At 69.9% G+C, this 23,060-nt stretch carries 25 protein-coding genes; 14 read left to right on the top strand and 11 right to left on the bottom strand.

Annotated elements, in window-relative coordinates; translation table 11 throughout:
• Window positions 1-19: 19 nt before the first annotated feature.
• Window positions 20-2,587: an SdrD B-like domain-containing protein gene (locus tag ACFV9C_RS09185; RefSeq protein WP_380191987.1), complete on the top strand. Its 2,568-nt coding sequence runs from the start codon at window positions 20-22 to the stop codon at window positions 2,585-2,587.
• A 48-nt stretch (window positions 2,588-2,635) separates the two neighbouring features.
• Here the strand turns inward: ACFV9C_RS09185 and ACFV9C_RS09180 are convergent, their stop codons facing one another.
• Complete coding sequence (locus ACFV9C_RS09180) at window positions 2,636-2,839, bottom strand: hypothetical protein (protein WP_380191985.1); 204 nt, start codon at window positions 2,837-2,839, stop codon at window positions 2,636-2,638.
• Window positions 2,840-2,929: 90 nt separating this feature from the next.
• On the opposite strand from ACFV9C_RS09180, the gene ACFV9C_RS09175 reads away from it, so the two are divergent.
• Complete coding sequence (locus tag ACFV9C_RS09175; RefSeq protein WP_380191984.1) at window positions 2,930-3,556, top strand: TetR/AcrR family transcriptional regulator C-terminal domain-containing protein; 627 nt, start codon at window positions 2,930-2,932, stop codon at window positions 3,554-3,556.
• 13 nt (window positions 3,557-3,569) lie between these two features.
• Here ACFV9C_RS09175 and ACFV9C_RS09170 read toward each other — a convergent pair whose 3' ends face one another.
• From ACFV9C_RS09170 to ACFV9C_RS09160, 3 genes are read right to left on the bottom strand one after another with little or no spacing between them, the layout of a single operon-like run.
• Window positions 3,570-4,922 carry an ATP-binding protein gene (locus ACFV9C_RS09170; protein ID WP_380191982.1) on the bottom strand — a complete coding sequence of 451 codons (1,353 nt, stop codon included), beginning with the start codon at window positions 4,920-4,922 and terminating at the stop codon, window positions 3,570-3,572.
• Window positions 4,919-5,590 carry a response regulator transcription factor gene (locus tag ACFV9C_RS09165; RefSeq protein WP_380191980.1) on the bottom strand — a complete coding sequence of 224 codons (672 nt, stop codon included), beginning with the start codon at window positions 5,588-5,590 and terminating at the stop codon, window positions 4,919-4,921. The genes ACFV9C_RS09170 and ACFV9C_RS09165 overlap by 4 nt, the downstream gene beginning before the upstream one ends.
• 54 nt (window positions 5,591-5,644) lie before the next feature.
• A complete protein-coding gene (locus ACFV9C_RS09160; RefSeq protein WP_380191979.1) occupies window positions 5,645-6,271 on the bottom strand; it encodes a hypothetical protein in 627 nt (208 codons plus the stop codon).
• Window positions 6,272-6,522: 251 nt separating this feature from the next.
• On the opposite strand from ACFV9C_RS09160, the gene ACFV9C_RS09155 reads away from it, so the two are divergent.
• The gene (locus ACFV9C_RS09155) at window positions 6,523-8,148 is read left to right on the top strand and encodes a hypothetical protein (protein WP_380191977.1); all 1,626 of its coding nucleotides are present in this window, start codon (window positions 6,523-6,525) and stop codon (window positions 8,146-8,148) included.
• 46 nt (window positions 8,149-8,194) lie between these two features.
• Here the strand turns inward: ACFV9C_RS09155 and ACFV9C_RS09150 are convergent, their stop codons facing one another.
• Both ACFV9C_RS09150 and ACFV9C_RS09145 read right to left on the bottom strand, forming a co-directional pair.
• Window positions 8,195-8,965 carry a hypothetical protein gene (locus ACFV9C_RS09150; RefSeq protein ID WP_380191976.1) on the bottom strand — a complete coding sequence of 257 codons (771 nt, stop codon included), beginning with the start codon at window positions 8,963-8,965 and terminating at the stop codon, window positions 8,195-8,197.
• Window positions 8,966-9,154: 189 nt separating this feature from the next.
• Window positions 9,155-9,949, bottom strand: coding sequence for a phytanoyl-CoA dioxygenase family protein (locus ACFV9C_RS09145; RefSeq protein ID WP_380191974.1), 795 nt, complete (start codon window positions 9,947-9,949; stop codon window positions 9,155-9,157).
• 71 nt (window positions 9,950-10,020) lie between these two features.
• On the opposite strand from ACFV9C_RS09145, the gene ACFV9C_RS09140 reads away from it, so the two are divergent.
• A complete protein-coding gene (locus ACFV9C_RS09140) occupies window positions 10,021-10,851 on the top strand; it encodes a helix-turn-helix domain-containing protein (RefSeq protein ID WP_380191972.1) in 831 nt (276 codons plus the stop codon).
• Here ACFV9C_RS09140 and ACFV9C_RS09135 read toward each other — a convergent pair.
• Genes ACFV9C_RS09135 through ACFV9C_RS09125 form a run of 3 tightly spaced genes read right to left on the bottom strand, consistent with a single transcriptional unit; the run spans window position 10,829 to window position 13,009 of the window.
• A complete protein-coding gene (locus tag ACFV9C_RS09135) occupies window positions 10,829-11,221 on the bottom strand; it encodes an MAPEG family protein (protein ID WP_380191971.1) in 393 nt (130 codons plus the stop codon). The two genes, ACFV9C_RS09140 and ACFV9C_RS09135, sit on opposite strands and share 23 nt — an antisense overlap.
• On the bottom strand, window positions 11,218-12,168 hold the full coding sequence (locus tag ACFV9C_RS09130; RefSeq protein WP_380191970.1) for a hypothetical protein: 951 nt from the start codon (window positions 12,166-12,168) through the stop codon (window positions 11,218-11,220). The genes ACFV9C_RS09135 and ACFV9C_RS09130 overlap by 4 nt, the downstream gene beginning before the upstream one ends.
• Complete coding sequence (locus ACFV9C_RS09125; RefSeq protein ID WP_380191969.1) at window positions 12,119-13,009, bottom strand: glutamate-cysteine ligase family protein; 891 nt, start codon at window positions 13,007-13,009, stop codon at window positions 12,119-12,121. The genes ACFV9C_RS09130 and ACFV9C_RS09125 overlap by 50 nt, the downstream gene beginning before the upstream one ends.
• 59 nt (window positions 13,010-13,068) lie before the next feature.
• Between ACFV9C_RS09125 and ACFV9C_RS09120 the strand changes: the two genes are divergently transcribed.
• Complete coding sequence (locus tag ACFV9C_RS09120; RefSeq protein WP_380191967.1) at window positions 13,069-13,566, top strand: MarR family winged helix-turn-helix transcriptional regulator; 498 nt, start codon at window positions 13,069-13,071, stop codon at window positions 13,564-13,566.
• Here the strand turns inward: ACFV9C_RS09120 and ACFV9C_RS09115 are convergent.
• Complete coding sequence (locus tag ACFV9C_RS09115; RefSeq protein ID WP_380191965.1) at window positions 13,530-14,111, bottom strand: ArsR/SmtB family transcription factor; 582 nt, start codon at window positions 14,109-14,111, stop codon at window positions 13,530-13,532. The genes ACFV9C_RS09120 and ACFV9C_RS09115 overlap by 37 nt on opposite strands.
• A 58-nt stretch (window positions 14,112-14,169) precedes the next feature.
• Here ACFV9C_RS09115 and ACFV9C_RS09110 point away from each other — a divergent pair, with 58 nt between their 5' ends.
• Together ACFV9C_RS09110 and ACFV9C_RS09105 are read left to right on the top strand one after the other, a co-directional pair.
• Window positions 14,170-14,748 (top strand): dienelactone hydrolase family protein, encoded by a 579-nt coding sequence (locus ACFV9C_RS09110; protein ID WP_380191964.1) that lies wholly within the window; start codon window positions 14,170-14,172, stop codon window positions 14,746-14,748.
• Between the two features lie 32 nt (window positions 14,749-14,780).
• Window positions 14,781-15,572: a hypothetical protein gene (locus tag ACFV9C_RS09105; RefSeq protein WP_380191962.1), complete on the top strand. Its 792-nt coding sequence runs from the start codon at window positions 14,781-14,783 to the stop codon at window positions 15,570-15,572.
• On the opposite strand, the gene ACFV9C_RS09100 is transcribed toward ACFV9C_RS09105, so the two are convergent.
• The gene (locus ACFV9C_RS09100; RefSeq protein WP_380191960.1) at window positions 15,537-17,000 is read right to left on the bottom strand and encodes an MFS transporter; all 1,464 of its coding nucleotides are present in this window, start codon (window positions 16,998-17,000) and stop codon (window positions 15,537-15,539) included. The two genes, ACFV9C_RS09105 and ACFV9C_RS09100, sit on opposite strands and share 36 nt — an antisense overlap.
• A gap of 123 nt (window positions 17,001-17,123) precedes the next feature.
• Here ACFV9C_RS09100 and ACFV9C_RS09095 point away from each other — a divergent pair, with 123 nt between their 5' ends.
• Genes ACFV9C_RS09095 through ACFV9C_RS09065 form a run of 7 tightly spaced genes read left to right on the top strand, consistent with a single transcriptional unit; the run spans window position 17,124 to window position 23,053 of the window.
• Window positions 17,124-18,326, top strand: a complete 1,203-nt coding sequence (locus tag ACFV9C_RS09095; RefSeq protein ID WP_380191959.1) for a cytochrome P450 — start codon at window positions 17,124-17,126, stop codon at window positions 18,324-18,326.
• Entirely contained in the window at window positions 18,326-18,970 is a 645-nt protein-coding gene (locus ACFV9C_RS09090; protein ID WP_380191957.1) for a TetR/AcrR family transcriptional regulator, read from the top strand. The genes ACFV9C_RS09095 and ACFV9C_RS09090 overlap by 1 nt, the downstream gene beginning before the upstream one ends.
• Window positions 18,967-20,160 (top strand): NAD(P)/FAD-dependent oxidoreductase, encoded by a 1,194-nt coding sequence (locus ACFV9C_RS09085; RefSeq protein ID WP_380191956.1) that lies wholly within the window; start codon window positions 18,967-18,969, stop codon window positions 20,158-20,160. The genes ACFV9C_RS09090 and ACFV9C_RS09085 overlap by 4 nt, the downstream gene beginning before the upstream one ends.
• Window positions 20,157-21,362 carry a cytochrome P450 gene (locus ACFV9C_RS09080; RefSeq protein ID WP_380191954.1) on the top strand — a complete coding sequence of 402 codons (1,206 nt, stop codon included), beginning with the start codon at window positions 20,157-20,159 and terminating at the stop codon, window positions 21,360-21,362. The genes ACFV9C_RS09085 and ACFV9C_RS09080 overlap by 4 nt, the downstream gene beginning before the upstream one ends.
• Before the next feature lie 21 nt (window positions 21,363-21,383).
• On the top strand, window positions 21,384-21,578 hold the full coding sequence (locus tag ACFV9C_RS09075; protein WP_380191952.1) for a ferredoxin: 195 nt from the start codon (window positions 21,384-21,386) through the stop codon (window positions 21,576-21,578).
• A gap of 22 nt (window positions 21,579-21,600) precedes the next feature.
• Window positions 21,601-21,948, top strand: a complete 348-nt coding sequence (locus ACFV9C_RS09070; RefSeq protein ID WP_380191950.1) for a VOC family protein — start codon at window positions 21,601-21,603, stop codon at window positions 21,946-21,948.
• Window positions 21,938-23,053 (top strand): epoxide hydrolase family protein, encoded by a 1,116-nt coding sequence (locus ACFV9C_RS09065; RefSeq protein WP_380191948.1) that lies wholly within the window; start codon window positions 21,938-21,940, stop codon window positions 23,051-23,053. The genes ACFV9C_RS09070 and ACFV9C_RS09065 overlap by 11 nt, the downstream gene beginning before the upstream one ends.
• Window positions 23,054-23,060: the final 7 nt, after the last annotated feature.

The raw sequence follows: 23,060 nt of genomic DNA, 5'->3' as shown, positions 1-23,060 counted from the left end.
AAAGGGGACAGCAACAACTATGACAAGACGGCTGTTGCGTGCAGGGCTGTCCGGCCTCCTACTGGCCGGCGGCGCTGCAGGCGCGATGGTTTCGGCGAGCGGTGCGGCAGGTGCCGCCGCCGTGCAGCAGGACGACGGCACACTGACCGTCCAGGTGCTGCGGGACTTCTTCGGGACCGGCGTGATCAACGCCGCGATGGACACACCACAGCAGGGCATGGCCGTCGAGGTCACCGACACCGCGGGACACCACGTCCGGGGTACGACGGACGCGACCGGCAAGGTCGTCGTACCGCCGTCGTCCACGCTGGCCGGTGGTCAGTACCGCGTGGACGTGTCGATCCCGGCGTCGTACGACGGGTACCTGCGGGCGGCGCCCGCGTCGACGAAGGACAACCACTTCGACAGCTTCACGTCGTTCGTGGACGTCCGGAACGGCAAGGCGGACGCGGTGATCACCGCGGTCTGGAACCCGGCGGACTACACGCTGCCGGACGCGAAGTACTACGTGCCGGTCCAGAGTCCTGCCGTGAACGCCGACGGCAGCGCACCGGACCCGAACGCCCGCGCGCTGGTGTCGTTCGGCCAGGACGCGCGCGGCACCTGCCCCGACCAACTGGCCTGTCCGAAGGTGGTCAACACGCAGTCCCAGGTCGGCACCACGTGGGGCCTGGCGTACGACAAGTACCGCAAGCGGATGTTCCAGGCCGCGTTCGCGAAGCGCTACACCGAGTACGGCCCGGAGGGCGGCGACGCGATCTACACAACCCCGCTCGACGGCTCCGGTACGCCGACCCTGTTCGCAAAGGTCACCGGCGCCGCGCTGACGCCGCACGGCCCGGGCGACATGCGCAAGGACCCGCTGTTCACGGACGCGCCGGGCAAGGAGAGCATCGGCGGCCTCGCGCTGTCCGAGGACGGCAAGACGCTGTACGCCGTGAACCTGCGCAGCCGGCAACTCGTCAGCTTCGACGCCACCGGTGCGGACGCGCCGCTGCCGGCGAAGTCCGTACGGATTCCCGACCCGGGCTGTGCCTCCGCGACCGATTGGCGCCCGTTCGCGCTGACCACCCACGACGCCGAGCTGTACGTCGGTGGCGTGTGCTCGGCGGAGAGCACCAAGCAGCGGGATGACCTGAAGGCGGTCGTCTACAGCTACGACGGTACGACGTTCACGCCGGTCCTCACGCAGGGTCTCGGATTCGAGCGCGGCCAGGTCCTGCAGGGATGGACCACGCCGACCACGAACCACTGGAACCCGTGGGACACCAGCCTGCTGAACTGGGAGAGCCGCTCGATCAACGCCAGCCTGTACGTCAACCCGCAGCCGGAGCTGGCCACGCTGGCCTTCACCCGGAACGGGTCGATGATCCTCGGCTTCCGCGACCGGTTCATGGACGTTATCGGTAGCGGGATGGACCCGCGGCCGCTGAACGACACGATCGAGGCCGGCATGTCCGGCGGCGACATCAACATGGCCTGCGCGAAGCCGGGCGGCGGGTACGACTGGGAGGGCACCGGAATCTGCCCGAACCACGGCACCTTCGAGACCAACGGCCGGGAGACGGGTGACGTCAAGGAGTACTTCCACGGCGACTTCTACGACCCGAACCGCTCGGGCAACGGGTTGCACCAGGAGGCGTCGCAGGGTTCGGTGGCGTACATCCCGCAGCAACAGTGGGTGATCAGCACCGAGCTCGACCCGGCGCGGGACGTCAGCTCGAACGGGGCCGGTTTCTACAACGTGGACACGGGCGTCGGCCCGGGGCAGGAGAACCCGGCGCACGGGTACCAGTTCGTGGGTCCGACCAACAGCTTCGGCAAGGCCGGCGGTCTTGGTGACGTCGCGTACGCCGCGGCGAACGCGCCGATCCAGATCGGCAACATCGTCTGGTTCGACGGCGACCACAACGGCATCCAGGACCCGTACCACGAGGACGAAGTGCCGCTCGCGGGCGCGACCGTGAACCTGCTGGACGCGTCCGGGAAGCGGGTCGCGACCACGAAGACCGACCCGGCCGGCGAGTTCTACTTCGGCGGGGTCGGGGCGGAGTACGAGCTGACGCCGGGAGCGAAGTACACCGTGGAGTTCGACGTGTGTACGGCGGACACGAGCAACGTGCCGAAGCAACCACCGGCGACGGACCTGCGGTTCACGCTGCCGGTCGCGGGGACCGATCGGGCGCACGACTCGAACCCCACGCCGCCGACGAGCGGGCAGCTCTGCAAGGCGTCCACCGAGGTGACGGCGCCGAGTACGCCGGGCGGGGTCGACCACACGATCGACGCCGGGGTCTACATCCCGGCGCCGGTGCCGCCGACGACACCTACGCCCACCCCGACACCGACCCCGACGGTGACTCCGACCGTGACTCCGACCGTGTCGCCGTCGCCGAGCCCGTCGGCCACGCCGAGTGCGACGCCCACCGTGGTGCCGTCGCCGAGTCAGCCGCCGCAGAAGCCGGGCGGGCCGCTGGCCTCGACCGGGGCCGAGGTGTCACCGCTGGTGTTCATCCTGGCCGGGGTCCTGCTGGCCGCCGGCGGTGCGTTCCTGCTGATCAGCCGGAAGCGCAGAGTCAAGCACTGATGCTGTCGTCGTGTCCTGCCCGACCCGCCCGCGGGCAGGACACGACGGTCAGCCGCGTTCGGGGTCGGCGCCGGACGCCTTCGTGACCCGGTCGCCGACCTCGAGGGACTTCCACAGGTCGCGCTTCACCTTGACGTCGCGGACCTCGCCGCCGTCCAGCTGTACTTCGAGTTTGCGGTAGAGGTTCGCGCCGTCGTACATCGCGCGGGACTTCTTCACGACGACTCCGGTCCAGGCGTCCCCGTCGGCCATCGGTCACTCCTTCGTCACGGTACGTGGGCGGCTGAAGCTTATCACTGATAAGTTTCGCGTCCCGGGCGTTCGCGCGGGTACGGTGCGGTGGTGCCTCAGCAGCGACGGACGGACCGGGCCGCGATCGTGGCGGCTGCGATCGCGGTGCTGGACGAGCGCGGGCTGGACAAGTTGTCGCTGCACGCGATCGCGGCCCGGCTCGGCGTCCGGCAGCCGGCGCTGTACCACCACTTCGAGGACAAGAACGCACTGCTCAGCGCGGTCGCCGCCGAGGTCCTGGAACGCGGGCACACCGACCGGCTCCCGCGCGCGGACGAGGACTGGCGGGCGTTCCTGATCCGCAACGCGCACAGCCTGCGCCGGGCGATGCTCGGCGTCCGCGACGGCGCCCGGCTGCTCGCCGTCGCCGGTCCACGCGCACCGAAGCTCGGCAACGCGATCGCCCAGGTGTCGTTCCTGGAGCAGCACGGCTTCACCGGCGCCGACGCGATCCTGGCGTACGTCGCGGTCTCGCGCTACACGATCGGCGCCACCCTGGAGCAGCAGACCGCCGCCAACGGCAACGAGATCACCTTCCCGAAGCCGGCCGACGTGCCGCCGGGGGCCGAGCGCCTGTTCAGGCTTGCCGCGGAGGTTCAGGCGCTTGGGCCGGACCACGAGTTCGCGGTCGGGCTGACCGCGCTGGTGAGCGGGCTCAGCCCATCGCGAGGTCGTTGACGAAGCTGTCGGACTAGCGGACAGTCTGTTCGCCGCACGTCGGGAGGGTGAGGCGCAGCAGTGCACCGCGAGGGCACGGGACGACTTCGGCTGTTCCACCGTGGGCTTCGGCGACCTGCCGGACGATGGCCAGGCCGAGTCCGGATCCGGGATGTGCGCGGGCGGCGGGTGAACGGTAGAAGCGATCGAACACGAATTCCAGGTCGCTGTCCGGGATCCCCGGCCCGCCGTCCGCGACGTCGAGAACGCCGTCCTTGACGGTGATCTGGACGCGGGCGCCCGGGGGGCTCCATTTCACGGCGTTGTCGACCAGGTTCGCGACGGCGCGTTCCAGGGCGTCAGGGTCGCCGTGAACCACGGTCGGCGCGCAGGTAAGTCCGAATTCAAGGTGTGCCGCCCGACGTGCCGCGCGCGCCGCGACGCTCTCGGCGACGAGATCCAGACGGACGTCTTCGGTATGAAAGGCCGGCTGACCGTAGCGCGCCAGGTCGACCAGGTCGTTGGTCAGCCGCTTGAGTTCGCCGGCCTGTTCGAGTGCTTCGGCAGCCAGGAGTGGGGCCTGCCGGTCGGACACGTCCTCCGCCAGCAGCGCGAGGTTGACCGTCAGACTCGTGAGCGGTGTGCGCAGTTCGTGCGAGGCGTCGGCCACCAGGCGGCGCTGGGCGCCGACGGACGCGTCCAGGGCGGCGGTCATCCCGGCGAAGGCGGAGCCGAGCCGGCCGATCTCGTCCTGGCTCTCGGCGGGGATCGGGATGGCCAGGTCGCCGGTCGTGCGGATCAGCTCGACGGTCTCGGTGAGCCGGCGTACGGGGCGTAGTACGCGGCGTGCGACCAGGCGGGCGGCAAGCGCTGCCAGGAGTGCGGCGCCGACCGTCGACGCGGCGAGCAGCCAGGCGAGTTCGCGCAGGGTCGGCGCCGGGTCGGACTGCGGGATCGCCGTCCGCACCAGCGCGCCGCCTGAGTCTGCCATCGGGGCGGTATAGATGCGGTACGCGATGCCGTCGTAGACCGCGTTCCGGAAGTAGGCGGGAGCGGTTCCGTTGGCGACCGCGACGTCGTGGGCGGTGACGTCGACGAACTTCGTCGACGGCCCGGCCTGGACCGGGGGCGGCACGATTTGCAGTTGGGTGCTCCCGATCCCGAGCGGAACGGCCGGGAACTCCGGCTCGACGCCCGACTTGTCCCGGTACTTCTCCTTGATGGCTCTCGCCACCTCCGGTGCCTGGCCCGCCGCCGTGACCAGGGAGTTGTCGATCTGGCCGCGGAGGCTGGATTCCACGGCTGGGTACAGGACCGTCGACACGAGTACCAAGGCACCCGCGACGATGGCTCCTCCGGCGATGGCCAGCCGCGTGCGTAGGTTCATGGCTCCTCGCGCAGGACGTACCCCAGGCCGCGCACCGTCTGGATCAGTCTGCTGGCATCGCCGGCCTCGAGCTTGCCGCGCAGGTAGCTGATGTAGACCCACAGCGCGTTCGACTCCGGGCCGAAGTCGTAGCCCCAGACGGACTCGAAGATCTGGGTCCGGCTCAGCACCTTGTGGGGATTGCGCAGGAAGAGCTCCAGCAGGGACAGCTCTGTCTTGGTCAGCTCCAGCCACCGGCCGGCTCTGGCGGCGCGGCGGCCGCTCAAGTCCAAGGAGACGTCACTGAAGTGCAGTACCTCGGCCTTGGCGCCACTGCGCCGCAACAGGGCTCGAAGCCGCGCCCGCAATTCGTCCAGGGCGAACGGCTTGGCCAGGTAGTCGTCGGCGCCCGCGTCGAGCCCGGCGACCCGGTCGGTGACCAGGTCCCGGGCGGTGAGCATCAGGATCGGTGTGTCGTACCCGCCCGAACGCAGTGTCCGGCATACCTCGAGCCCGTTCGGTTCGGGCATGAGAACGTCGAGCACCACCGCGTCCGGGCGGAACACGCCGTGCTGGGCAAGGGCTGACACCCCGTCGACCGCGGATGCCACGTCGTACCCGTCGCGGCCGAGCGCGTGCTCCAAGGACCGGCGCACGGCCGGGTCGTCGTCCACGACAAGTATCCGCATGGTCAGCCATCCTCGCCGTCGGTCATGAGGTTGTGATGAGGACGCCGGCAGTTGTCAGCGTTTGGCCATCGATTGCTTCAGATCTCTCAACGCGTTGTCAAGCCGCTCGGCGCTCACCCCCAGCGACTTGGCGATGTCCCGGAAGGCCTGCGACGCCGGTTCGATGCCGCGCTGAGCCGATACCAGCTTCAGCAGGGCGGCCTTGGCCTTGGCCTTGCTGCACCCGAGCGTGGCGGCCAACCGTGCCGCCGCGGCGTCGGTCGTGAACGGCGACTTGCGCGGGTCGTCCGCACCCTTCTTGCCCTTGTCGCGGTTGCTGTCGCCGGGCTTGAGGAGCATCGGTTCCAGGACGGTTTTGACCCGCGAGGCCGGGATCCCCAGGTTGGTCGCGACGGCCGCGACGAAGGCCTGCGGCGTGACGTTTTGCGCGTTGGCCAGCGACCGCTTGGCCGCGATCAGCGCGGCGGTGAGCCGGTCGGTCGTCACGCCGAGCTTCGCGGCCATCGCGGCGAAGTCGGCGTCCGAAGCCGGCTTGGCCTTGCCCTCGACCTTGGTCGTCGTATCGGATTTCGCGGCCCCGGGTGCGGCGCCGGATCCGGACGTCGCTGCCGACGCGGTACCGGTGGTGGCCAGTGCGGCCAGCGTTACCGCGGCCGCGATCAGCCGGGTGCGTTTCATCATCGTGATTTCCTTTCGTCACCGAGCGTGCCGGACGAGAACCGGCACCGTGGGGACAAGAGGACCAAGTTGGCTTCAGCTGTGGTTTCGGCCAGCTTTAGAGCTCCCTTAGAAAACGCATTCCTGAGGGACCGGTCCTGGCTGTTGGGGGAGCGTTCACCCGCGGGTCGTTCAGGTGGTCCGTGGTATTGGCCGGTGGTGGGTGGCGTGCTGTCGAGGGACCGGTGGGGTTCCTCAGGACGAGATGAGGATCGATGCCCCGACCCACGTTGCGCGGTCGCCGGACCGCCTTGGCAGTCTCCACACTCGCGCTGGCCGGCCTGCTGTGCGCTGCCCGACCGGCCGACGCCGCGCCTCGCACCGGCTTCACTCCGGGCGCCCTGGTGGTCAGCCGGCTCCACTACGTCGGCACCCCCGGCATGCTCGCGCCGGGCCAGGTACTGCCTACCGGCGCGACCGCCATCGCTGACGGCTCGTTCGCGCAGGTGTGGGACAACGTCACCGTTGACGGCAACTTCGGCGTCACCGCGCCGATCTCCCTCGACCAGCTCGACGCCGCCGGTACGACGGTCGCGTCCGTCGAGGCGCCGACCGGCCGGCCCGGCCCGAGCAGCCGCGGCCACGACGTACTGACCGGCAGCTTCTCCTCGAAGTCCGAGGGCGCGCTGAACCTGTCGACCGACGGCTCGCGGCTGACCGTCATGGGATACGTCGCCGCGCCGAACACGCTCGACGCGTCGAACGGCAACACACCCGGCGTGATCGACCCGACCAATCCCGACGCCCAGTCCGTGTATCGCGGCATCGGCGAGGTCAACGCCAAGGGACAGTTCTTCGTCACCCAGACCAACGCCTACTCCGGTGACAACGGCAGGGCCGCGATCTACGACGCCGCGACCGGCCTGTACTACGCGGCCGGCAACTCCAACAACGGCGAGGGCACGAGCGTGCCGGGCACGATCTACGGCACCGGGGCGCAGCTGGTCACACCGGCCCGCGAGTCCGAGGCCGAGCAGACGGTGGGTCAGCCGACGCCGCTCGGCGGGTTCAGCGTGCTGCAGCTGCCCGGCGTGAAGAAGGCCGACAAGCTCGGCAAGGACACCAACTTCGGCGCTGTCGCCGTACACAACGGGGTCGTCTACTACACCAAGGGTTCCGGCTCCAACGGCGTCGACACGGTGTACTTCGTCGACACGACGGGCTCCGCGTGCCCGAACGGCGCCGGAGTACCGGTACCGGGTGCCCCCGCACCGACTGCCGCGCGGCAGTACAACGCCGCGACCGGTGAGATCGCTCCGAACATGTGCATCCTCAAGGGCTTCCCGACGGCGCTCGCCAAGTCGGTCGCCACGCCTGAGGTCGGCGGCCCGGAGAACACGACCGCGTTCGGCGCGATGTGGTTCGCGAACGACACCACGCTGTACGTCGCGGACGCCGGCAACGGTGACGACACGTACTCGAACGGCGTCTACACCGGTGCGGCCGCCCAGACCCTTGCCGGCATCCAGAAGTGGTCACTCGTCAACGGGACCTGGACCTACGACTACACGCTGCAGAACGGCCTTGGTCTCGGACGGCCGTACTCCGTCGCGGGCCTGCCGGCAGGTACGAACGCAGCGACTGGCCTGCCTTGGCAGCCGGCCGTCGACGGCGTCCGCAACATCACCGGCAAGGTCAACGCCGACGGGAGCGTCAGCCTGTACGGCGTCACCAGCACTGTGGGCGGCGTGACCGACCCGGGCGCGAATCCGAACAAGGTCGTCACCGTCACCGACCAGCTCGGCGCCACGACGCAGCCGGGCGGGCAGACCTACCGCGTACTGCGGTCCGCCGCCGCGGGTGACGTCTACCGGGGCACGGCTTTCGCCCCTTCGCGCTGAGCGACACCACTGGACCCGCCCGCCGCCGGTGCGGGCGGTCCAGTGGTCAGCCCAGTGCGAGGTCGTTGACGAAGCTGTCGGACCAGTCCGACAGCGTGGGGAGCCGTTCGGACCAGACCTTGGTCCGGGGTGTGCCGGCCGTGCTCGGCTCGCCGTTGTCCGGCCAGTAGCCGATCAGCGAGCGCAGGGTGCCGAGGTGTTCGGTGAAGTGGTCGTCGACGTTCACGATCGCGGCGACCCGGACGGCGCCCAGCCGGGCGACCACCTCGGGGTCGCGGAACGCGGTACGGATCGCGCCGCCGAGGTTCGCGAGCTGGGAGTCGCACGGCTGTGCGGCGACCGGTTCGGCGAGCACCAGGATGTGGGTGTCGGGGAGGTACCAGCCCTGGCGCTCGGCGATCCGGTACAGCTCGGTCAGCCGGGTCCGCAGGTGCGGCGTGGTGGCGAGCCCGGTGCCGTGGTCCTCGCAGGACGACGCGTGCAGGTACGTCAGCGTGCACTCGGTCCAGCTCTGGCAGAGGATCCGGATCGCCTCGAACGACGGATCCTCGCCGATCGTCCGGTACGTCGTCCGCAGTACGTCGAGGGCCACCGTCAGCGGGACCTCCCTCTCGGCGAGCCGCCGTCCCGCCGCGGCCGCGTGGGGAACCGGGTCGGATCCGGCGGCCAGCGACTGCAGCAGCGGCCGGAAAACGGTGTCGTTGCTGGGCCCGCTCAGCCGATGTCGCCCGCGTCCGGGGACCGGATCTGATACCGGCTGCTCCGGTTCCGGAGCGGTCGGTGCGGGCAGCGGTTTACGCAGCTTGTCGATCAACATGGCAGATCCCCGTTTGGCTACCGATCGTGGTCGCCTACCTGGCCGATAGGTGACCCGTACGCCCTGAGACGCTCGCCCCGCCGATCCATGACGCCAGATTCCGGAAATTCCCGGAATCCGCAGCCAATGAGGCCCAGACGGGACGTGCACCGCCTGCACGCCGGTCACCGGGAGTGCCCGGTCCTGGAGCTAGACCAGCGGCCAGAGCTGCGGCTGGATCGCGGGGTCCGAGTAGTCGGGGTCCGGGTTCCGGCGGACGAGGTCGTCGTTCGGATGCCCGGAGCCGGGGCGCCAGCGGTTGTCCGACGGCTGCAGGTGGATCGCGATCGACCGGCGCGGCGCCGTACTGAGGTTCGCCGAGCTGCCGTGCACCGTCCGGCAGTGGTGGAAGCTGACCTGGCCACGCTTCATCCGCGGTACGACGGGAGCCGGGTCGAAGCCCTGCTCGACGATCGACGCCTCCAGTCCGGCGGCGTCCTGCGAGAAGAAGTCCAGCCCGGTCACCGACCAGCGGTGGCTGCCCGGCATGAACGCGACCGCCCCGTTCACCTCGTCGACGTCGTGGAACCCGACCCACGCCGTCAGCATGTTGTCCGACGTACACGACTGCCAGTACTGCCGGTCCGTGTGCCACCCCACCTTCGCCGCCGACCCGCCTGGCGGCTTGTACAGCAGCTGGTCGTGCCACAGCCGGATCCCGTCCGCCCCGGACAACGCGGCGGCCGCCTCCGCGATCGCCGGATGGTGCACCAGCGCGGCCAGCTCGTCGACACGCAGCGACGAGTAGTCGTTCTTCCGCAGTACGTCGCCGTCCTCCGGCTGCCAGCCCCGCGTCGCCCTGATCCGGGGCAGCACGTGGTCGTGGTCGTTCGCGTAGAACCGCTCCATCCCGCGCTCGGCCGCGTCCAGTACGTCGGGTGGCACGATCACCGGCGAGATCCAGTACCCGTGCTCCTGATAGAAGGCAATGTCGTCAGCGTCCATGGACACCACGGTAGGAAGGAGCACACCGGATAGGCGTTGCCGATGTTCAGCTGGATGGACACAATCTTCAGGTGTCCCTGTTCCGCCCCGACGGGCTCCGCGCCGGCTTCCACGCCGAAGGCTTCGCCCCGGCCAGCGGCCTGCTGCACGCGGGTGAGCAGTGGGTGCCCGAGCAGTTCCTGATCGAGCCGCACGAGCATCCCGTCTGGGAGATCTACTTGCAGCAGCACGGCACGACGCACTGGGTCGCGGGCGGTGAAAGCTACGCGCTGCACCCGGGCCACCTGTTCGCCGTACCGCCCGGGGTCACGCACCACCTCGCCGGCCGCTCCGGGAATCACCACTTCTTCTTCGCCGCCGTCGACCTCGAGGTCGTACGCCGCCGGCATCCCGGTCTCGCGATGCCGTCAGGCGTCGTCCATCGGGAAGCCGGCGAGCTCACGTACGCGTTCGCGCAGCTGGTTCGGGAGCTCACGACCCGGTACGAGTACGCCGACACCGGGCTGACGCTCGCCGTCGATCACCTGGTGCTCGCGTTCTCCCGGTCGCTCGCGCCGTCCGCCGGACCGCAGCTGCCGATGCATCCCGCCGTACGGACGGTGAAACGGCTGCTGGACCAGGAGTTCCACGAACGCTGGACGTTGACGGAGCTGGCGGACCGTGCCGGGCTCGCGCCGGCGTACCTGGCCGAGCTGTTCGCGGCCGAGCTCGGCCAGCCGCCGCACCGCTACCTCAACGAACGCCGTATCGACCGCGCCCGCCAGTTGCTGGAGTCGAGCGACGTCACGGTCACCGCGCTCGCACTGAGCCTCGGCTTCAGCTCCAGCCAGCACTTCGCGCGGGTGTTCCGGCAGCTCACCGGCAGTACGCCGACCGCGGTCAGAGCGTCACGAGCACGGTGACACCGAGCGCGAGCCCGACCAGATAGGTGCCCATGGCACCGATATCGCGGAGCGGGCCGTGGTTCGCGAGCGTCGGCGAGCGCAGCATGCCCAGCGCGTGCGTGAACCGGACGAAGACCGCCGCGATCGCCAGGGCGTCGATCACCCAACTGTGCGAGAGCGTCGAGCAGACCAGCAGGAGCACGATGATGGTGGGGATGTACTCGGCCGCGTTGCCGTGCGCGCGGACCGCGATCAGCAACCGGTCGGCGGGGTCGGTCGGCAGCTGGTTGCCGGCGCCACGGAGCGCGCGGTTGCGGGTCACGTTGGCGCCGAGCAGGAACAGCAGGATGCCCAGCAGGGCAACGCAGATCACGGTGATGGTGCTCATAACAGTGCTCCTTCGAACAGGTGGCTCACGATGGTGTGACTCAGACTCGTCCCGAGCAGCGCGTCGGTCTTGTGCATGCCGCCGGGACAGGTGACGTTGACCTCGATCAGCCGGCCGTCGATCACGTCGACGCCCGCGATGACCAGGCCGTGCTCGCGAAGTTCCGGTCCGAGGGCGGCGACGATCGCGCGGTCGTGCTCGTCGGCCTCGGCCGTGGCCACCGGCGGGCCGATCCGGAAGTCGCCGGCGGCCGGGCGGCGCAGGACCGCGCCGACGAGCTCGCCGTCCAGCAGGAACAGCCGTTTGTTGCCCTGCGCAACCGCAGGCAGGTACTGCTGCGCGATCACCTGGCGGCGGCCGCCGTACGTCGCCGACTCGAGCAGCGCGATCGCGCTGTGGTCGTCGCGGACCAGCCAGACCCCGTTCCCCGCGAACCCGTCGACCGGCTTCACGACCGCCGTACCGACCCGCGTCACGAACGCCCGCAGGGCTTGCGGATCCGCGCCGACGTCGGTCGGCGGGCAGAGTTCGGGGTGATGCAGCGCGATCAGCTTCTCGTGCAGCGCGCGGATGCCTGCCGGGCGGTTCACGACGTGGGTCTCGGCGAGGTCCAGCAGGTACGTCGTGTGCAGGTAGCGGGCGTCGACGGGCGGGTCGATCCGGAGGTGCACGACCGCGAACGACGCGACGTCGACGACCGCCGTACCGAGGTCGTCGTACCACTGCGGGTCGACGATCCACCGGTGGTCGTCGCCCGGCACCCGGGGGCGCAGCCGGATCCGGCGGCCCCGCACACGCAGCCGCCCGTCCGTGAACTCGAGGTCCTCCGGCTCGCAGCACCAGACGTCGAGGTCGAGGTCCTGGGTCGCGGCCATCAGGCCGATGCTCGCGTCGATCTCAGCCTGCAAGCCGGGTAGCGGATCGGTGACGAACAGTACGCCGTTCATCGCGCCACATCCCTTCTGTGCAAGGGGTTCCGCGGAGTACATCGCGCCGGAGAACGTCGTCGTACATGAGTTTCCGGAGAGTTCCGACGATCTGCTCGACCATGTGCGGTTCCTGCGCGTCGAGGTAGCGGACCTCGAGGTAGGTCCCGCGCGGACGGACCGGCGGGAACAACGTGCTGAGATGCGCGGCCGGGCCGTCGACGAAGGCCGTGGCGCCCGCGGCGAAGGCCGTGTACGCCGCCACCGGGTCGTCGCCGTACAGCAGCCGGTCGTCGAACGCCGTCCGCGCCGGATCGACCGCCTGCCAGACGGCGAGCCGCGAGCTGCGGTTGAAACGTGCGGCCAACGACGGGCCGACCAGATTGAGGACCCGCCACTGCTCGAGGCCGGCGCGACCCGGCCACCAGTCCAGGCAGAACTGCGTGGACGCCGTCCGGCGCATCATCACGCGACCGGCCGGCCCGATGCGGTCGAAGTGCCGCTGCATCGCGACGTACCGCGGCGAGGTCAGCTGCAGCGGCACGTCCTCGCGCGGATCGACCGGGATCGGCCGCAGCGTGATCCCGCCCAGCCGGCGCCGCAGGCCGGCGGTCAGCAGGCGCAGGTCGCGGACCGGGTCGAGCGCCGGCGGCAGGCTCAGTTCGAGCTGCCCGCCGGGTTCGAAGCTGACGTACGGCGCGGCGGGCGCTCCCTCCGTCGCCCGCCGCACCCTGGCAATCGGCGGCACGGAGCCGTCGGCCGCCGCGACGACGTACTCCTGCTCGATCGCGACCCGCGTCGACCGCCCGCGCCCCCGCGCGAACAGCCGGGCCACCACTGGGTGAAGCTCCCTGGGATCCATCGGACCCTCCCTGATACCGTAAGGATTCCTGTCAAAATATTGGAAGGTATCCTTACGGTATGTCAAGAGCTCAGAGGCGCCGTCCGAAGCACAAGCCGCTGATCGCGCTGGTCGACCGGGCCAATCGCGCCCTGCAGGCGGAGATGGTGCGGAAGGCGCACGCCGACGGGCACGACGAGGTCAAGATGGCGCACAACTCGGTGTTCGGCACCCTGCACGGCGAGGGTGCCCGGGCGGCGGACATGGCGGCGCGGGCCGGGATCACCCGGCAGTCGATGGGCGAGGTGATCCGCGACATGGTCGCGCTCGACCTGCTGGAGATGAAGGCCGACCCGGACGACGGCAGGGCGAAGGTTGTGACCTACTCCGACCACGGGATGGACGTTGCCTGGGACGGTTTCGAGTACCTGGCGGACCTCGAGGAGCGGTTCGAGCAGGAGTTCGGCGCGGAGGAGTACGCCGTCGTCCGGGACGTGCTCGACCGGCTGATCGGCCTGCTCGACCGGATCGCTGCGGAAGGTCAGTCCTCGCCCTCGGCCGGCGGCAGCGTCGGGTAGTCGCCGATCGGGTAGAGCCCGACGGTGAAGCCATACGTCGTACCGCCCGCCCGCGGGAGCTGGTCGAACGTGTGGATCAACGCGTCCACCTGCTGCCAGAACTCGGCGGCCCGCTCGTCCGGGATCCGGGCGTGCCGGATGAACGAGCGCAGCTCGCCCGCGTCGTACGCCGGTTTGGACTCCTGGGCCGCGACCTCGAAGTCGTTGAAGTCGTGCGGCAGCTGCCCGTCCGCGCCCTGCCGGCCGAGTCCGACGAAGAACATCCGCGCCGCGCGCCCGTAGAACCGTTCCTCGATCGCCCGCACCCGCCGGGTCCGGACCACGCGCAGGATGCCCGCGTCGGTCAGCACCTTCACATGGTGCGCGACCGTACTCTTCGGCCGGCCGACCGCCGTGGCCAGCTCGGTCACGGTCGCCGCCCGCTCGTGCAACAGCCCCAGGATCGTGGTCCGCAGCGGGTCGCTGATCGCCCGCACCTGCTCCGCGGTTGTCAGCTCGACGGTGTCCGCCAGCTCGTAGTCGGGGACCGGCTTATTGCTTGACATGGTTCGAATAGACTAGCATCGCCGATTGTTCGAGATATTTGGATCATTGGAGCTGATGATGGCCGAGGTCGTGCTTTACCACCACTCGCAGGGGCTGACCGACGGGGTGAAGGCGTTCGCCGAAGAGCTCCGGCAGGCGGGGCACACCGTCCACACGCCGGACCTCTACGAGGGCAACACCTACGCCACCCTCGACGAGGGCATGGACTACGCCCGGACAACGGGCTTCGGCGTGATCGCGGAGCGCGGCGTCGCAGCCGCACAGGACCTCCCGGCGAACGTCGTGTACGCCGGGTTCTCGCTCGGCGTGGTGCCCGCCCAGCAACTCACCCAGACCCGCGCCGGCGCGGTGGGCGGACTGTTCTACTACTCGTGCCTGCCGGCCGAGGAGTTCGGCGCCTGGCCGCAGGGCGTGCCGGCGCAGATCCACGCGATGGAGGAGGACCCGTTCTTCGCCGAGGAGGGCGGTGACATCGACGCGGCCCGCGCGCTCACTGCCTCCGTCGAGACCGTCGAGCTGTTCCTCTACCCCGGCAAGGAGCACCTGTTCGCGGACTCCTCACTGCCCGGGTACGACGCGGACGCGGCCAAGCTGCTGATGCAGCGCACGCTCGACTTCCTCGCCGGAATCAGCTAGCTCTCAGCGAGTTCCGCCTAGCCTTCGGGGCCATGCGACCACGAGTTTTCCCGGCCCCGAAGGTCCCCGCGGTGTTCGTGATGTTCTGGGTGGTCAAGCTGCTGACCACCGGAATCGGCGAGACCGCGTCGGACTACCTCGGCACCGTCAGCATCCCGCTGGCCGCCGTCATCGGGCTCGGTACCTTCTCCACCGCCATCTACCTGCAGCTGAAGGCCAACGCCTACCATCCCGTGCGCTACTGGGTCACCGTGCTCGGCGTCGCACTGTTCGGCACGATGATCGCGGACGGGCCGCACGTCGCGCTCGGTACGCCGTACTGGTTCGACTCGATCGTCTACCTCGGGCTGCTCTGCGGCCTGCTGACCTGGTGGCGGCGGAGCGAGGGCACCATCTCGGTGCACTCGATCACCACCGCCCGGCGCGAGCGCTTCTACTGGGGCGTCGTCCTGCTCACGTTCGGTCTCGGTACGGCCGTCGGCGACGCCACCGCGATCGACTTTGGGCTCGGGTTCACCTGGTCGATCGTGCTGTTCGGGGTGCTCATCGTCGTACCGTTCGGGCTGTGGAAGCTGGGGCTCAACGTCACGATCGCGTTCTGGGCGTCGTACGTGCTGACCCGGCCGCTGGGTGCGTCGATCGCCGACTGGCTCGGCAAGGACAGCCGGTACGGCGGCGTCGGCTGGGGTCTTGGCCCCGTCACCCTGGTCGGGTTGCTGCTGTTCGCTGTGCTCGTCGCCTACCTGGCGCTGACGCACAGCGACGTCGACCACGCCGCCGTCCACGCGTCAGCTGTCCGCGAGCCCGACCCGGTCCTCGACTGACCGCTCCGCGACGGCCGGCGCCGGGGCTGTGGTCTGCTCAGCGGCGCGGCGGGCGGGGATGAAGGACGCGACGACCAGTGCGGTGAGCGCGGCGCCGGCGCCGATCAGCAGGACGACCCGGAAGCCACTCTGCGAAGGCAGGGTGTAGCCGCCCAGGCTGATCGTCAGGTTGGCCAGGATCACGCCGGCCACCGCACTGGACACCGACGTACCGATCGACCGCATCAGCGTGTTGAAGCTGTTCGCCGCCGCGGTCTCCGAGACCGGTACGGCGGACATGATCAGCGCGGGCATCGCGCCGTACGCCAGGCCGATCCCGGCGCCGATCAGCAGCGACACCAGGACGAGCTCCCAGACGGAGCTCATCAGCACGCTGCCCACGCCGTACCCGGCGGCGACCACGAGCGCGCCCAGCATCAGCGTCACCTTCGGGCCGCGGGTGCTGGAGATCTTCGCCGAGAACGGCGCCGCGACCAGCATGACCAGGCCGGACGGGCCCATCACCAGACCGGACGCGAGCATCGACTGACCGAGCCCGAAACCGGTGGCCTTCGGCATCTGCAGCAGCTGCGGCAGGACCAGCGACATCGCGAACATCGCGAACCCGAACACCATCGACGCCAGGTTGGTCAGCAGCACCTGCGGCCGCGCGGTGGTCCGCAGGTCGACGAGCGGCTCGGCGGTACGGCGTTCCCACCAGCCCCAGGCGAGCAGCGCCACGACCGCGAGCGCGAACAGGCCGAGCGTCCGGCCACCGGTCCAGCCCCAGCTCGATCCCTGGGAGATGGCCAGCAGCAACGAGATCAGGCCGGTCGACAACCCCAGCCCGCCGAGCAGGTCGAACCGCCCGCCCGAGCGGACCGACGACTCCGGGACGAAGCGCAGCACCAGCCCGAAGACGATCACGCCGAGACCGGCCGACACCCAGAACAGCGTGTGCCAGTTGAAGTTCTCGGCCAGCAGCGCGGCCGCAGGCAGGCCGAGCGCACCGCCGACACCGAGCGAGGCGCTCATCTGCGCGACCGCCGTACCGACCTTCTCGGCCGGCAGCTCGTCGCGCATGATGCTGATGCCGAGCGGGATCACGCCGGCCGCCAGGCCCTGCAGCGCCCGGCCGGCGATCATCGGGACCAGCGAGCTGCTCAGCGCGGCGACGACCGAGCCGAGGACCAGCATGCCGACGCTGATCAGCAGCATCCGGCGCTTGCCGTACATGTCGCCGAGCCGGCCCATGATCGGCGTCGCGACCGCGGCCGCGAGCAGCGTTGCGGTGATCGCCCACGCGGTCCCGGCGGCCGAGGCGTGCAGCAGCCGCGGCAGCTCGGGGACCAGCGGGATCACCAGGGTCTGCATCAGCGCGACCGTGATACCGGCCGAGGCGAGCACCGGCACGACGGCCCCGGTGCGCACGGATGGAGCAGCGGACATCAGCAGCCTCCTGAGGCTGGAACTAGATAGTTGGTTTCTGCAACCAATAGACTAAGTCAGGCAGTTGACTTAAACAAGCCGGCGAGGCAAGCTGGAGGAACAACCACTCGGAGGTGATGGCCTGTGACCGACCGTGAGCAGCTCGTCCAGTACCCGATCCCGCCCGTCGACGCGATCGAACCGCCGCCCGAATGGGAGCGGCTCCGGCAGCAGCGCCCGGTCGCGCACGTCCAGCTGCCGAGCGGTGACGAGGCGGCCCTGCTCACCCGGTACGACGACGTCCGCCAGGTGCTGTCGGATGCCCGGTTCAGCCGGACGGCGGAGGGTTCCGCGCGGGTCTCCGCGGAAGGTACGGGCGTGTTCGACCGGCGGCGTCCCGGCGTACCGCAGTCCGGGGACGGGCATCAGCGCTGGCGGCGGATGATCACCAAGTGGTTCACCGCCAAGCGGATGGCGGCGCTCCGGCCGTCGATCGAGGCGATGGCCGACCAGCTCGTCGACGGCATGGTCGCGGGCGGACAGCCCGCGGATCTCAAGGCCGCGCTCGGGTTCCCGCTGCCGGTGTGGGTGATCTGCGAGCTGCTCGGCGTACCGGCGTCCGACCGGGAGCGGTTCTCGTACTGGTCCGACACGTTCCTGAACCTCAGCCGGTACTCGGCCGCCGACATGGAGGCCGCGCACACCGAGTTCGCGGCGTACCTGACCGGGCACATCGAGGCGAAGCGCGCCGCGCCGGGCACCGACCTGCTCAGCGATCTGATCACCGGCACCGACGCGGCCGGCGAGAAGCTGACCGACGACGCGCTCGTCTCCACCGGGATGGGCCTGCTGATCGCCGGGCACGAGACCACCACGAACATGATCGGCAAGATGCTGGCGATGCTGCTCGCCGACCGCACCCGCTGGGAGCAGCTGCTCGCCGACCCGGCCCTCGTCCGGACGGCGGTCGAGGAAGCGTTGCGGTACGACGCGAACGCCGGGTTCGGGATGATCCGGTACGTCAGCGAGGAGCTCGAACTGTCCCACGGCGTGCTGCCCGCGGGGACCACCGCGGTGTGCAGCATGGCGTCGGCGAACCGGGACGAGCGGATCTTCGCCGACGCCGCGGGCATGGACCTGACCCGGAGCCCGAACGTGCATCTCGCGTTCGGCGCCGGGCCGCACTCCTGCATCGGGCAGTCGCTGGCGCGGACCGAGTTGCAGGTCGTACTGGAAGTGTTGTTGCGTCGGTTGCCGACGTTGGCGCTGGCTGTGCCGTCCGCGGAACTGCCCCTGGTCGAGGGGCTGCTCGTCGGCGGGCTGCGGGAGGTAAGGGTGATTTGGTGATGATGGCGAAAGAGGTCCGGGCGGCGCGGGTGAACGCGACCCGGGAGCTGATCCTGGTGACGGCGGAGCGGATGTTCGCCGAGCGCGGCGTCCACGAGGTGTCGAACCGGCAGATCAGCGAGGCGGCCGGGCAGGGCAACAACACCGCGGTCGGGTACCACTTCGGGACCAAGACCGACCTGGTCCGGGCGATCGTGCGCAAGCACGCCGAGCCGGTCGAGGAGCGGCGGCGGGAACTGCTCGCGGAGCTCGGCGCGGAACCCGACGTCCGGGACTGGGTGACGATCCTGGTGCGGTCGGCGACCGACCACATGGCGAGCCTGGGGACGCAGAGCTGGCTGGCGCGGTTCAGCGCGCAGCTGATGAACGACCCTGCGCTGCGGGAGATCCAGCTGCTGGAGTCGCGGAACTCGCCGTCGCTGACGCGGGTGATCGACGGGCTGGCCGAGCATCTCGCGGACCTGCCGCCGGCGGTGCGGATCGAGCGCGGCGACATGGCGCGGCACCTGATCATCCAGATGACCGCGGAGTTCGAGCTGGCGCGCGCCGAGGGACGGCCGACGGCGCGGGCGACGTGGGAGGAGATGGCCGGCGGGTTGATCGACGGGATCGTCGGGCTGCTGACGGCGCCGGTGACTTCGTGAGCGTGCTCGTGGTGGGTGCTTCCGCGGCCGGGCTGACGACCGTGGAAGCCCTGCGGCGCAAGGGTTTCCGGGACCGGATCACGGTGCTGGGCGCCGAGTACCACCCGCCGTACGACCGCCCTCCGTTGTCGAAGCAGTTCCTGCTGGGGGACTGGGACGAGAGCCGCACTTGGTTGCGCCCCGGCACGATGCTCACCGCCCTCGACGCGGAGTTCGTCCTCGGCGACCCCGCGGTCTCGTTGTCCGACCACACGGTCCACACCACCACCGGCCGCTCGCTGACAGCCGACCACGTGGTGATCGCCACCGGCCTGCAACCCCGTCACCTCCCAGACCCACCCCTCGAAGGGGTCCATGTACTACGCACCCTCGACGACGCAGCCGCCCTGCGCAAAGCACTCACCCCAAGCGGCGGTTGGAGGAGGGACCTGCGCCTGGGTGGTGTGGGTGGAGACGGCGTGGGGTTGCGGGTTGTGGTGGTGGGGGATGGGGTGTTGGGGGCGGAGGTTGCGGCGACTGTTTGCAGGCTTGGGCTCGCTGTGACGTTGGCTGGGCCGCAGGGTGTGTTGATGGGGGCGCAGCTCGGTGTAGTGGTCGGGAAGGTGTTGGGGGAGCTGCACACGGCTGAAGGGGTTGAGCTTCGGCTGGGGTGTGCGGTGGACGGGTTGGAAGACGTGGACGGGCGGGTGAGCGGCGTACGGCTGGTGGGTGGGGAGGTGTTGCCGGCCGATGTGGTGGTGGTTGCGTTGGGGGCGACGCCGGCCACCGGGTGGCTGGAAGGTAGTGGGCTGACGCTCGAGAACGGTGTCGTGTGTGACGAGTACTGCCGTGCCGCGGACGGGGTGTTTGCCGCGGGTGATGTCGCGCGCTGGCGCCACGACGACGCGCTCGTGCGCCTGGAGAACCGGACGAACGCCACCGAACAGGCGCTCTGCGTAGCCGCCAACATCCTCGGCGAACATCAGGCGTACCGCCCGATCCCGTACTTCTGGACCGACCAGTTCGGCACCAAGCTCCAGGTCCACGGACGCCCGTCCGCGGACCTGACAGTTGCCGAGGGCACCATCGGCGAACGGTTCGTCGCGCACTACCGCGACGCCGGCCGGATCGTCGGCGTCCTCGGCTGGAACGCACCGAAACAGACCCGTGCGCACCGCGACCGAAACCTCGCTAGGGAAGGACGCATATGACCACACCTGTCTATCCGATGACCCGGGCAACAGGTTGTCCGTTCGATCCGCCGCCGCGACTGCGTGAGCTGCAACAGGAAGCACCGCTCACCAAGGTGAACATCTTCGGCAAGGACGCGTGGCTGGTGACGCGGTACGACGACCAGCGCACGCTGCTCTCCGATCCGCGACTGAGCTCCGACATCCGGCAACCCGGCTACCCGAGCCCGACCGGTGCGCCGCCGCGCAACGACGACGGGGTCGGCATCGGGTTCATCCTGATGGACGACCCGGAGCACGCGCGGCTGCGCCGGATGGTGACCGCGCCGTTCATGATCAAGCGGATCGAGGCGATGCGTCCCGGCGTCCAGCAGATCGTCGACGGCCTGATCGACGAGCTGCTGGCCGGACCGAACCCGGTCGACCTGGTGGAGGCGTTCGCGCTGCCGGTGCCGTCGCTGGTGATCTGCCGGTTGCTCGGCGTCCCGTACGCCGACCACGACTTCTTCCAGCAGAACAGCAAGAACCTGATCCGGATGTCCGCGACCCCGGAGGAACGGGCGGCCGCGCACGGCAACCTGGCGAAGTACCTGGACAACCTGGTCGGCGAGAAGCTGGAGAACCCGGCCGACGACCTCCTGTCCGGGCTGACCGAGCGGGTGAAGGCGGGCGAGCTGACCCGGCAGGACGCGGCCGGCATGGGTGTCCTGCTGCTGCTCGCCGGGCACGAGACGACCGCGAACATGATTGCCCTCGGCACCCTCGCGCTGCTGGAGCACCCGGACCAGCTCGCCGTACTGCGGGAGACCGACGACCCGAAGGTGGTGGCGGGCGCGGTCGAGGAGCTGCTGCGCTACCTGAACATCACCCACAACGGGCGCCGGCGCGCGGTGCTCGAGGACATCGAGCTGCACGGTCAGGTGCTGAAGGCCGGCGACGGCGTGATCCTGCCGAACGACATCGGCAACCGGGACCCGTCGGTGTTCACGGACCCGGACGCGCTGGACCTGAGCCGGGACGCGCGGCGGCATGTGGCGTTCGGGTTCGGCGTACATCAATGCCTCGGGCAACCGTTGGCGCGGCTGGAGCTGCAGGTCGTGTACAGCACGCTGTACCGCCGGATCCCGACGTTGCGCCGGGCGGTCGGGCTGGAGGAGATCCCGTTCAAGCACGACGGCGCCGTGTACGGCGTCTACTCGCTTCCCGTGACGTGGTGCAGTTAACAATTCTCAGGGAGAACCCCGATGAAGGTCATCATCGACCAGGACAAGTGCGTCGCCTCCGGCCAGTGCGTGACGGCCGCCGCCGACGTGTTCGACCAGCGCGACGAGGACGGCATCGTCGTACTGCTGAACGAGAACCCGCCGACGGACCTCGCCGCCGACATCCACCAGGCCGCCGCGGTCTGCCCGGCGCTCGCCATCGTCGTCGAGGACTGAGTACGCGACTACAGTGCTGTAGATGATCAACGGTGCGCATGTGATTGTCTACAGCACTGACGCGGACGCGGATCGCGCGTTCTTCCGGGATGTGCTGGAGTATCCGTCCGTCGACGCCGGTCACGGCTGGCTGATCTTCAAGCTGCCGCCTGCCGAGGTCGCGGTGCATCCGGCGGAGGCGGCGGCGCATGAGTTGCTGCTGATGTGCGACGACCTCGAGGAGACGATGAGTGAGCTGACAGCTCGGGGTGTGGAGTTCGTCCGCCCGGTGGAGCGGCAGCGGTGGGGTGTGCTGACGGCGTTCCGGTTGCCGGGTGGGGGCGAGGTCGGGCTGTACGAGCCGTTGCACGAGCGGGCGCATGATCTCTGAGTTCCGGATCGCGGTGCCGGACGACGAGGTAGCCGGGCTGCGGGAGCGGCTGGCCCGGGTTCGTTGGCCTCGGCAACTACCCGGTAGCTGGGAGCGCGGGGTGCCGGTCGAGTACGTGCGCCGCGTGGCCGAGCGGTGGGCGGCGTACGACTGGCGGGTGTGGGAGGCGCGGCTGAACGCGTTTCCGCAGTACATGACCGAGCTCGACGGGCAGACCGTGCACTTCCTGCACGTGCGATCGCCCGAGCCGGACGCGCTGCCGTTGCTGCTGACGCACGGCTGGCCCGGATCGGTCGCGGAGTTCCTCGACGTACTCGGGCCGCTCACCGATCCAGCGACGTACGGCGGGGATCCGCGGGACGCGTTCCACGTGGTGGCGCCGTCCGTCCCGGGGCACGGGTTCTCGGTGCCGTTGACGGACGGGTGGGACCACAAGCGGATCGCCCAGGCGTGGGTGCGGCTGATGCAGCGGCTCGGGTACGAGCGGTACGGCGCGCAAGGGGGTGACACCGGGTCGGTGGTGTCGCCGCTCGTCGGGCAACTCGATCCGGATCACGTGGCCGGCGTGCACATCAACGGCGGACTGGCCTTCCCGGAGGTGCGGCCGGGCGACGTGGTGACCGACGCCGAACGCGAACGGCTCGCGGCCGCGGAGCGCCTGCGCGCGGTCGGCACCGGGTACGCCGACCTGCAGGGAACCCGTCCGCAAACTGTGTCCTTCGGACTGAGCGACTCACCGGTCGGGCAGCTCGCGTGGATCCTGGAGAAGTTCTGGGAGTGGACCGACCCGGTCCGCGCACTGCCCGAGGACGCGGTCGACCTCGATCATCTGCTGACCGATGTGTCGATCTACTGGTTCACCAACACGAGCGCGACGTCGGCCAACCTGTACTACGAGAATCGTGGCGCCGTCGACGACCTCCGGCCGGGCGTACCGACCGGAATCGCCGTGTTTCCGACCGATCCGGCGATTCGCCGCGTGCTAGACCGCCGGCACAACATCGTCCACTGGTCGGAGTTCGCCCGCGGCGGGCACTTCGCCGCGCTCGAGGCTCCCGACCTGCTGGTGGACGACATCCGCGCGTTCTTCCGGCTGGTCCGGTAGCCGGGCC

This window comes from Kribbella sp. NPDC059898, assembly GCF_042730855.1.
GTDB lineage: Bacteria > Actinomycetota > Actinomycetes > Propionibacteriales > Kribbellaceae > Kribbella.
The sequence above is the reverse complement of the archived record's forward strand: the minus strand, read 5'-3'. Positions and strand labels throughout refer to the sequence as shown.

Excerpts from the sequence above, each read along its gene's own strand:
- ACFV9C_RS09185 (WP_380191987.1), top strand. The coding sequence starts at position 20 with ATGACAAGACGGCTGTTGCGTGCAGGGCTGTCCGGCCTCCTACTGGCC.
- ACFV9C_RS09180 (WP_380191985.1), bottom strand. The coding sequence starts at position 2,839 with ATGGCCGACGGGGACGCCTGGACCGGAGTCGTCGTGAAGAAGTCCCGC.
- ACFV9C_RS09170 (WP_380191982.1), bottom strand. The coding sequence starts at position 4,922 with ATGAACCTACGCACGCGGCTGGCCATCGCCGGAGGAGCCATCGTCGCG.
- ACFV9C_RS09165 (WP_380191980.1), bottom strand. The coding sequence starts at position 5,590 with ATGCGGATACTTGTCGTGGACGACGACCCGGCCGTGCGCCGGTCCTTG.
- ACFV9C_RS09160 (WP_380191979.1), bottom strand. The coding sequence starts at position 6,271 with ATGATGAAACGCACCCGGCTGATCGCGGCCGCGGTAACGCTGGCCGCA.
- ACFV9C_RS09155 (WP_380191977.1), top strand. The coding sequence starts at position 6,523 with ATGCCCCGACCCACGTTGCGCGGTCGCCGGACCGCCTTGGCAGTCTCC.
- ACFV9C_RS09150 (WP_380191976.1), bottom strand. The coding sequence starts at position 8,965 with ATGTTGATCGACAAGCTGCGTAAACCGCTGCCCGCACCGACCGCTCCG.
- ACFV9C_RS09145 (WP_380191974.1), bottom strand. The coding sequence starts at position 9,949 with ATGGACGCTGACGACATTGCCTTCTATCAGGAGCACGGGTACTGGATC.
- ACFV9C_RS09135 (WP_380191971.1), bottom strand. The coding sequence starts at position 11,221 with ATGAGCACCATCACCGTGATCTGCGTTGCCCTGCTGGGCATCCTGCTG.
- ACFV9C_RS09130 (WP_380191970.1), bottom strand. The coding sequence starts at position 12,168 with ATGAACGGCGTACTGTTCGTCACCGATCCGCTACCCGGCTTGCAGGCT.
- ACFV9C_RS09125 (WP_380191969.1), bottom strand. The coding sequence starts at position 13,009 with ATGGATCCCAGGGAGCTTCACCCAGTGGTGGCCCGGCTGTTCGCGCGG.
- ACFV9C_RS09120 (WP_380191967.1), top strand. The coding sequence starts at position 13,069 with ATGTCAAGAGCTCAGAGGCGCCGTCCGAAGCACAAGCCGCTGATCGCG.
- ACFV9C_RS09115 (WP_380191965.1), bottom strand. The coding sequence starts at position 14,111 with ATGTCAAGCAATAAGCCGGTCCCCGACTACGAGCTGGCGGACACCGTC.
- ACFV9C_RS09110 (WP_380191964.1), top strand. The coding sequence starts at position 14,170 with ATGGCCGAGGTCGTGCTTTACCACCACTCGCAGGGGCTGACCGACGGG.
- ACFV9C_RS09105 (WP_380191962.1), top strand. The coding sequence starts at position 14,781 with ATGCGACCACGAGTTTTCCCGGCCCCGAAGGTCCCCGCGGTGTTCGTG.
- ACFV9C_RS09100 (WP_380191960.1), bottom strand. The coding sequence starts at position 17,000 with ATGTCCGCTGCTCCATCCGTGCGCACCGGGGCCGTCGTGCCGGTGCTC.
- ACFV9C_RS09090 (WP_380191957.1), top strand. The coding sequence starts at position 18,326 with ATGATGGCGAAAGAGGTCCGGGCGGCGCGGGTGAACGCGACCCGGGAG.
- ACFV9C_RS09080 (WP_380191954.1), top strand. The coding sequence starts at position 20,157 with ATGACCACACCTGTCTATCCGATGACCCGGGCAACAGGTTGTCCGTTC.
- ACFV9C_RS09075 (WP_380191952.1), top strand. The coding sequence starts at position 21,384 with ATGAAGGTCATCATCGACCAGGACAAGTGCGTCGCCTCCGGCCAGTGC.
- ACFV9C_RS09070 (WP_380191950.1), top strand. The coding sequence starts at position 21,601 with ATGATCAACGGTGCGCATGTGATTGTCTACAGCACTGACGCGGACGCG.
- ACFV9C_RS09065 (WP_380191948.1), top strand. The coding sequence starts at position 21,938 with ATGATCTCTGAGTTCCGGATCGCGGTGCCGGACGACGAGGTAGCCGGG.